At 25.7% G+C, this 2,271-nt stretch carries 5 protein-coding genes; 3 read left to right on the plus strand and 2 right to left on the minus strand.

Annotation, left to right across the window (positions count from 1 at the left end):
• The coding region (locus ACMUOV_RS06600) for a VanZ family protein (RefSeq protein WP_413854312.1) at positions 1 to 206 on the plus strand (206 nt) is incomplete at its 5' end.
• Here ACMUOV_RS06600 and ACMUOV_RS06605 read toward each other — a convergent pair.
• A complete protein-coding gene (locus ACMUOV_RS06605) occupies positions 203 to 499 on the minus strand; it encodes a DUF192 domain-containing protein (protein ID WP_413854313.1) in 297 nt (98 codons plus the stop codon). The genes ACMUOV_RS06600 and ACMUOV_RS06605 overlap by 4 nt on opposite strands.
• Positions 500 to 1,333 (minus strand): lipoyl synthase, encoded by an 834-nt coding sequence (gene lipA / locus ACMUOV_RS06610; protein ID WP_413854314.1) that lies wholly within the window; start codon positions 1,331 to 1,333, stop codon positions 500 to 502.
• 76 nt (positions 1,334 to 1,409) lie between these two features.
• On the opposite strand from lipA, the gene ACMUOV_RS06615 reads away from it, so the two are divergent.
• Positions 1,410 to 1,760: a DUF4186 domain-containing protein gene (locus ACMUOV_RS06615; protein WP_413854315.1), complete on the plus strand. Its 351-nt coding sequence runs from the start codon at positions 1,410 to 1,412 to the stop codon at positions 1,758 to 1,760.
• 76 nt (positions 1,761 to 1,836) lie between these two features.
• Positions 1,837 to 2,271 (plus strand): hypothetical protein (locus tag ACMUOV_RS06620; protein WP_413854316.1); only part of this gene is annotated, 435 nt, incomplete at its 3' end.

Here is a 2,271-nt window from a genome sequence, read left to right on the forward strand (position 1 = left end):
TTAATTTATTTCTTATTTCAATTTTTAGTTGGATTATGGGAACTTTTTATGCAGTTACGGATGAAATACATCAGATGTTTGTTACTGCAAGATATTCAAGTTTTACCGATGTTTTAATAGATAGTTCCGGTGTTATATTTGGTATATTGTTTTTTGTTTTTTTATTTAAGTTTTATTTCTCAAAATCTTTGTTTATAAAGGGTTAAGATATTTTTTCCGGAATTTCTATTATATGTTTTACATTTTTTAAAGGAAAAATAAATTTAAAAGGTTTTATATTTTTAATAATTTTTATCACTTTCATTTCTTTATTCAGACAAATAATTGTGATCGGAAAATTCATAAAACAAGTATGGACGGAGTTACAATCCTTAATAAGTAAACTAAAAGCTTTTTGTTCGGAAATAAACATAAGTCCTTTTAATCTGTCCCAAAAAGATTCCGCAACATAAATGTTTTTATAAAGTTGATTATCTATCATTAAATCTGTTTTTTTCAATTATCCGACCGATGTTATTTTTTTAAATGTATTATCCGCAAAATAAGAGCTTCTGACATATTTTCCTGATACGCATATTTTAATTCCTGCTTCCAATGCTTTTTGTTTCAAATATTCAAATTCTTCATCCGAATATTCTTTTAGCATTTCCGCATTATTTTTTAAAGGTTTTAAATATTGACCTATTGTTAAAATATCGCAATTTATATTTTTTAAATCTTTAAATACTTCCAATAATTCTTTTTCGGTTTCACCAAGCCCTAACATAATGCCTGTTTTTATTATAAAACCCTTTTCTTTTGCATAAGCGAGAACATTTAAAGATCTTTTATAATCCGCACCTTTTCTAAATTTATATAGATTGGGAACTGTTTCTATGTTATGTCCGAAAATATTAAATTTAGAAGATAATACAATATCTATATTTTTTTTAATTCCTTTAAAATCGGGAACCAATAATTCTATTTTTATATCCGGTATTTCCCTGTTTATAATATCAACAACATTTTTAAAATGCATAGCTCCGCCATCCGGTAAATCATCTCTTGTAACTGAGGTTATTACAACATATTTTAGTTTTAAAATTTTTATTATATTTGCCAATTTCATCGGTTCTTTCATATCTTGTTGTAACGGAATTCCGTGTTGAGTTGCACAAAAATCACAATTTCTTGTACAAATATTTCCAAGTATCATAAAAGTTGCGGTTTTGTTTTTAAAACATTCTCCGATATTGGGACATTTTGCGCTTTGGCAAACGGTGTGTAATCCGTACTTGTTAAAAGTTTGTTTTAATAAATCCAAATCCGCTAAAGAAATTCTTTTTTTATCCATATTTTTATCATTACCTTTTAATTGTTGTAAAATAAATAATTAATTAATATTAGCATTTTTTTGTTATAATAAAAATATGTATAAAAATATTCTTGACAGATTATCAAAATCAAAATTCAGAAACGGTTTTAAATTAAAACAAAAAGATTTTGATTATATAAATCAAAAAGGTTTTTCCGTAATAGAACAACATGCAAAAGATTTTATATCAAAAAGAATTGCACCTGCTTTTATTGCTAATGACGGAAAACAAACACCTATGAAAGGTCATCCCGTATTTATTGCACAACATGCAACGGCAACCTGTTGCAGAAAATGTATAAATAAATGGCATAAATTTGAAATGAATACGGAATTAACCGATGAACAACAGTTATATATTGTAAATTTAATTATGTATTGGATAAAAAATCAAAAAAATAAATGATGTAACTTTTTTATAACTTTTGCGGTCAAACTTGTTGAAGTTTACAAGTTTAAAATTAAGCGGAAGGAGAAAAGTTATGAAAAGAATTAAATTGATGGTAAGTATGTTTGTTGTTTTATGTTTTACGGTATCCGTATTTGCAATGCCGAATGATTTTAAGGGAAAATTTGAAAAAGGTAAAAAATGTCCGTTTGAAAGATGCGGTATGGAAAATGATGACATTATGTTTGTTTTGACAATGTTCGATTGTCCTCAAAAAGAAAATAATTTTTGTCATAAACATCATTTTAACGGAGATATGAAAGAGCATATAAATTTCGGTGAACCTAAATACTTTAGACATTTGGAAAATAAATTGAATTTAACCGAAGAACAAAAAACTAAATTAAAAGAACTTAAAGATAAAGAATTTGCTTTGAAAAAAGATTTTGCCGAGAAAATAAAAGCAATAAATGATGAATTTGCAAATGAAAATACTAACGAAAAAAATATAAAAAGTATGCAAAAAGAA

It is taken from the genome of Candidatus Ruminimicrobium bovinum, from assembly GCF_902760015.1.
In the GTDB taxonomy this organism is placed as follows: domain Bacteria; phylum Elusimicrobiota; class Endomicrobiia; order Endomicrobiales; family Endomicrobiaceae; genus Ruminimicrobium; species Ruminimicrobium bovinum.

Bases quoted from the DNA above. Each gene is read 5' to 3' on its own strand.
- lipA (WP_413854314.1), bottom strand. From the start codon at position 1,333: ATGGATAAAAAAAGAATTTCTTTAGCGGATTTGGATTTATTAAAACAA.
- ACMUOV_RS06615 (WP_413854315.1), top strand. From the start codon at position 1,410: ATGTATAAAAATATTCTTGACAGATTATCAAAATCAAAATTCAGAAAC.